General features: G+C 72.1%; 6 protein-coding genes. 4 read left to right on the top strand and 2 right to left on the bottom strand.

Annotated features, from left to right (window positions below; all coding sequences use genetic code 11):
- Window positions 1-1,123, bottom strand: a 1,123-nt coding sequence (locus ACSNOG_RS31735) for an MFS transporter (RefSeq protein ID WP_436756160.1), incomplete at its 3' end; no start/stop codon positions are given.
- Window positions 1,124-1,517: 394 nt separating this feature from the next.
- Between ACSNOG_RS31735 and ACSNOG_RS31730 the strand changes: the two genes are divergently transcribed.
- From ACSNOG_RS31730 to ACSNOG_RS31715, 4 genes are all read left to right on the top strand, one after another.
- Window positions 1,518-2,195, top strand: coding sequence for a ribonuclease H family protein (locus tag ACSNOG_RS31730; RefSeq protein WP_436756159.1), 678 nt, complete (start codon window positions 1,518-1,520; stop codon window positions 2,193-2,195).
- Between the two features lie 58 nt (window positions 2,196-2,253).
- The gene (locus tag ACSNOG_RS31725; protein WP_436756158.1) at window positions 2,254-3,027 is read left to right on the top strand and encodes a GNAT family N-acetyltransferase; all 774 of its coding nucleotides are present in this window, start codon (window positions 2,254-2,256) and stop codon (window positions 3,025-3,027) included.
- Window positions 3,028-3,201: 174 nt separating this feature from the next.
- Window positions 3,202-3,849: a DUF4360 domain-containing protein gene (locus tag ACSNOG_RS31720; RefSeq protein WP_436756157.1), complete on the top strand. Its 648-nt coding sequence runs from the start codon at window positions 3,202-3,204 to the stop codon at window positions 3,847-3,849.
- A 59-nt stretch (window positions 3,850-3,908) separates the two neighbouring features.
- Entirely contained in the window at window positions 3,909-4,571 is a 663-nt protein-coding gene (locus tag ACSNOG_RS31715) for a DUF4360 domain-containing protein (RefSeq protein WP_436756156.1), read from the top strand.
- Between the two features lie 31 nt (window positions 4,572-4,602).
- On the opposite strand, the gene ACSNOG_RS31710 is transcribed toward ACSNOG_RS31715, so the two are convergent.
- Window positions 4,603-4,863, bottom strand: coding sequence for a hypothetical protein (locus ACSNOG_RS31710; RefSeq protein ID WP_436756155.1), 261 nt, complete (start codon window positions 4,861-4,863; stop codon window positions 4,603-4,605).
- Window positions 4,864-5,396 lie beyond the last annotated feature (533 nt).

The raw sequence follows: 5,396 nt of genomic DNA, 5'->3' as shown, positions 1-5,396 counted from the left end.
GCGGCACGGGCACCAGCAGGATCCCGGTGGCGCACACCCACACCGCGGCGCGCGGTCCCGCCGCCTCGGCGACGGCCCCGCCGACGAGCGCGCCGAGGGGCATGGTGCCCCACACCATGAAGCGCAGCGTGGCGTTCATCCGGCCGAGCAGCTCGTCGGGGCAGAGCAGTTGACGGAAGCTCACCTGGGCGACGTTGTAGACGACGGCACCGAAGAAGACGGCGGCGGAGGCGATGGCGAACCACGCGGCGGACGCGCCCCGGCCGGCCAGCGGCCACAGCAGGGCGAAGGGGCCGGTGACCACGGTCGACAGCCAGATCACTCTCGCCTGGCCGACCGCCCGCGCGAGCACCCCCGCGCACAGGGCTCCGGCCAGGCCGCCGACGGCCGACGCGGACATCATCAGCCCCATGACGCCCGCCGGCAGGTCGAGCACCCGCACCAGGAACACGGTCTGGACGGCCATGAGCATCGCGGTGAAGAAGTTCGCGAGCGCCGTCGCGCAGGCGATCATGCGCAGGAACGGGTGCCGGAAGACGAAGGCGAGGCCTTCGGCGATCTGGGCGCGCAGGGGAACGCCCGGCGCGGGCGCGGGCTGCGGTTCGGCGGCGCGGATGCCGCGCAGGAAGGCGGCGGAGAGTAGGTAGCCGACGGCGTCGGCGAGCAGGGCGAACGGAGCCCCGAGGAGCTGCACCAGCGCGCCGCCCAGCCCGGGGCCCGCGACCTGGGCGGACGAACGGGCCGTCTCCAGGGCGCCGTTGCCCGCGACCAGCTGGTCACGGGGCAGGAGGGAGGGGAGGTAGCTCTGGTGCGCGATGTCGAAGAAGACGGTGGCCACACCGGTGACGAGGGCGACCACGTAGAGGTGCGCCATGGTCAGGGCCCCGGCCCAGGCGGCGAGCGGCAGGCTCGCCATGGCCGCCGCGCGGACGACGTCGGCGCGGACGAGGACCGGCAGCCGGCGCATCCGGTCCACCCACGCTCCGGCCGGCAGGCCGACCAGCAGGAACGCCGCGGTCTCGGCGGCGGTCAGCAGGCCGGCCTCCATGGGGGAGGCGTCGAGCACGACCACGGCGACCAGGGGCAGGGCCACCACGGTCACCTGAGCGCCGATCTGGCTCACCGCGGCTCCGGCCAGCAAAAAACGGAAATCCTTATTCCGTAAGAGGCCGCCGCTGTGAGGCGTCATTGACAACATTTGGCAGACATTTGGGCATGACGATGCCATGAGTCAAAAATGACGGATAATTTCGGTCGTTTGTGTTCTCAATATAGATAACTCCTATCGACCGCTGGGTGAACCTAAGGCGCTCGCCATCTGAACGGCACCCGACGTGACCTGCGGCGCCCGGGCGCGACCGGGACCAGGGGAGGGGTGGCCGGGGTGCGGCAAGGGAATGTCCGGTAATCGGTGTCCGTGTACCGCAGAGCGTCCGCCGGAGCCGGCGGCCGGGCGGGGCCGGGGCTGTCCCGCCGGACGCGCGCGGCGAGCCCGGGAACCCTGGCATGATCGAGGGATGTCTGAACAGATCATCGCCGCCTGTGACGGGGCATCGAAGGGCAACCCCGGACCCGCGGGCTGGGCCTGGGTCGTCGCCGACGCGACGGGCGCGCCCCGGCGCTGGGAGGCCGGGCCCCTCGGCAAGGCCACCAACAACATTGCGGAGCTGACCGCCCTCGAACAGCTCCTGGAGGCCACGGACCCGGCCGTGCCGATGCAGGTGCGGATGGACTCGCAGTACGCGATGAACGCCGTGACCAAGTGGCTGCCCGGCTGGAAGCGCAACGGCTGGAAGACCTCCTCCGGCTCGCCGGTGGCCAACCGCGACCTCGTCGTGCGCATCGATGCCCTCCTCGCGGGCCGCAGCGTCGAGTTCCGGTACGTGCCGGCCCACCAGGAGAACGGCGACCCCCTGAACGCGATCGCCGACCAGGCGGCGAGCGACGCGGCCTCCCTCCAGCAGGCGGCCGGCACCGCACGGGGCGCCGAGGGCATGCCCGTGCCGGCGCCGCGCGAGGCCTCGGCGGCCCGCCGCTCCGGCCCGCCGAAGAGCCGTAAACCGCGCTCCTCGGGAACGGCGACGATCAAGGCGAAGTTTGCGGGCCGGTGCCCGTGCGGCCAGCCGTACGCGGTCGGCGAGAAGATCTCCAAGGGCGAGCGCGGGTGGGGCCACCCGGCGTGCGCCGCCACGTGACCGCCCCCGCCCCGTAATTGCCGCGCGCCCCGCACGGGCCGCCGCTTACGCTCGGCCCATGCCGGACCTCGAACTGCGGCGGATCCACGCCTTCGTCTCGGAATTCGCCCGCCGTCAGGCCGGGCTCACCCTCCCCTTCCCGGGCGGCTTCGCCGTGCGCGACGACGTCTTCGCCCACTCGCGGGGGAACAACCAGGTCGTCGTCGACGGCGCGGTGGACCCCGCCGCGCTGCCCGCCCTCGCGGAGGAAGCGCTGGGGGACCTTCCGTACCGCCTGATATCGGTCCTGGACGACGCGACCGGGGCGGCGTGCGCGGAACCCCTGGCGCGGGCCGGGTACGAGCACTCCACCTGCCTGATCATGCTGCACTCCGGCCCCGCGCCCGCTCCGGGCGCCGGGCAGCGCGAGGCGGAAGTCGTGGACCTGGACGACCTCCGCGGGCCGCTGACCCGGAACTGGCACGACTTCCTCCCGGACGCCGGAGAGGAGGTCGTGAGTCATCTCGTCGAGCGCCGCGAGATCCGGCGGCGCGGTGCCGGCGTCGTGCACTTCATCGGCTCGCGCGCGGAGGACGGCGAGGTCGCGTCCTGGGCCGACCTGTACATGGACCCCGCCTCGGGCACGGCCCAGATCGAGGACCTGGTCACGTCGGAGGACCACGTCAGGCGCGGCCACGGCGACGCCGTCCTCGCCACCGCCCTGCGCATGTCGGTCGCCGCGGGCTGCGGCACGCGCTTCCTGATCGCCGAGGCCGAGGACTGGCCGCGCCACTGGTACGCGCGCCGGGGCTTCCGGGCCGTCGGCCGGACGCACTCCTTCGAACGCGTCTAGGGGCTCCCCTTCCTCCGCCGGGTGGACGGGCGGTGCGCACGGGGCCGCCGGTGCGCAAGAGGCGAACGGCCGGTCCTCAGGGTCGGCTCAACCTGGCCTATGCACGACCCCTCCCCGGTGGTGGCATGGGCCGCGCGCACAGCGAGTCCCCACGGGGAAAGAAAGGGGAATCCCATGTTCAGACCGGTGATGACCGCCGGAGCGGCCGTGGCGCTGGTGGCCGCCGCATCCTTCGCACCCTCGTCGGCCGCGACGGACGGGGTGCCTCCGCCGGACAGGGTCGTCATCGACGTCGCGGCGGTCAACGGCTCCGGCTGCCCGGCGGGGACGGCGGCCGTGGCGGTCGCCTCGGACAACACGGCCTTCACGGTGACCTACAGCAAGTACCTCGCCCAGGTCGGCGTCGGCGCCAAGCCGACCGACTTCCGCAAGAACTGCCAGCTGGGCCTCAACATCCACGTGCCGCAGGGCTTCACCTACGCGATCGCCAAGGCGGACTACCGCGGCTTCGCGCACCTGGAGAGCGGCGCCGTGGGCATGGAGCGGGCCAGCTACTACTTCCAGGGCATGTCCCACACGAACTCCGTCACCCACCGCTTCACCGGCCCGCTCAGCGACGACTGGCAGACGACGGACGTGACGGACGCGGCGGAGCTCGTCTACGCCCCCTGCGGCGCTTCGCGGCTGCTCAACGTGAACACCGAACTCCGGGTGGGCGCGGGCAGCTCGGACCCGGCGAGCAGCACCAGCTTCATGGAGATGGACTCCACCGACGGCAGCGTGAGCACGCTCTACCACTTCTCGTGGAAGGAGTGCCCCTGACCGGCCGCCGTCGGGCAGAGGCGATCGACCGTGAATCCTGGACCAGGGGGAGGACCTCCATGTTGAGACCGGTGGTGATCGGCAGCGCGGCCGTCGCCTTGCTCGCCGCTTCGATCGTGCCGTCGTCGGCCACTGCGGATGGGGAGCCTCCGCCTGACAAGATCGTGATCGATGTCGTGGGCGTCAACGGATCGGGCTGTCCGGCCGGGACGGCCAGCCTGACCGTCAGTCCGGACAACACCGCTTTTACCGTGACATACAGCAATTACCAGGCTCAGGTGGGCGTCGGCGCCAAGCCGACCGACTTCCGCAAGAACTGCCAGCTCAGCCTGAACGTCCACGTCCCCCAGGGCTTCACGTACGCGGTCGCCCAGGCCGACTACCGCGGCTTCGCCCACCTGGAGAAGGGCGCGGCCGGCCTGGAGCGGGCGAACTACTACTTCCAGGGGATGTCGCAGACCACGTACGTGAACCACCACTTCACCGGCCCGCTCCACGACAACTGGCAGACGTCCGACACCACGGACATCGACTCGGTGGTCTACGCGCCCTGCGGAGCCGTCCGCTACCTGAACATCAACACCGAACTCCGGGTGGACGCCGGCACGTCGGACACCACCCGCACCACGAGCTTCCTGGCGATGGACTCCACCGACGGCAGCATCAGCACGCTCTACCACTTCGCCTGGAAACAGTGCCCGCGCCGCTCCGCCGCCTCCTGACCTGCCGCTGTGCCCCGCGTCCGTGGCCGCGTCAGTAACCGGCCGGTCCGCCCAGCCCCGTCTCGTACAGCACCTCCGTCTCACGCGCCGTCAGGCTCCCCACGCGCTCCTTGAGCGGCGCGCGGGGAGCCTCCGCGTACACGTACTCGTCAGGGAAGGGCCGGCCGTGCCCGCTGCCGCCGGGCGTGGAGCTGTCGGTGCGCCGGGCCCGCTCCCCGGCGGTGAGCTCCTCCTGCTCGGCCGGCCGGGTCCCCGCCAGGCGGGCGGAGCGCCGCGCCGCCCCGATCATCACCGCCGCGACGAAGCACAGGGTTGCCCCGGGTGACGGTCTGGTTGTGCTCCTGCGTCGCCAGGGCCGAGTCGGCCACCCCCGTGAGTACGGTGACCGCCACCGCCACGGCCGCGCTCTGCGGGCGGATCCGCAGCGCGAGAAAGAGCAGGACGAGGGAGTGCAGGGCGATTCCGGCCACGTTCCAGGGCCACGGCCTGTCGTGGTCCAGCGCGACCACGACATCACCGGCGTCTCCGGCACTGACATCGTCGCCGACGGCGTCCTGTGGCCCGACGGCACCGCCTCCGTTCGCCGGCGCGGTCCCGGCCGAGTATCGTCCTCTGGCACCGCGCCGACGCCGACGCCATCCACGGACCCGGCGGCGCCACCCGCATCATCTGAACGGACACCAGCCGGACAAGCCCGGACGCCGCCCCGACGACAGCGCCCTGACCAGAGCCTGTCCGGCGGATCATATGACCTCTCATGGTCGGCCTGACCAGCGTCGATGTCAGTGGTGCACAGTACGCTCCGGGGATGCGAGCTTCAGGAAC

This window comes from Streptomyces sp. URMC 124 (assembly GCF_051386455.1).
Taxonomy (GTDB): Bacteria; Actinomycetota; Actinomycetes; order Streptomycetales; family Streptomycetaceae; genus Streptomyces.
The sequence above is the reverse complement of the archived record's forward strand: the minus strand, read 5'-3'. Positions and strand labels throughout refer to the sequence as shown.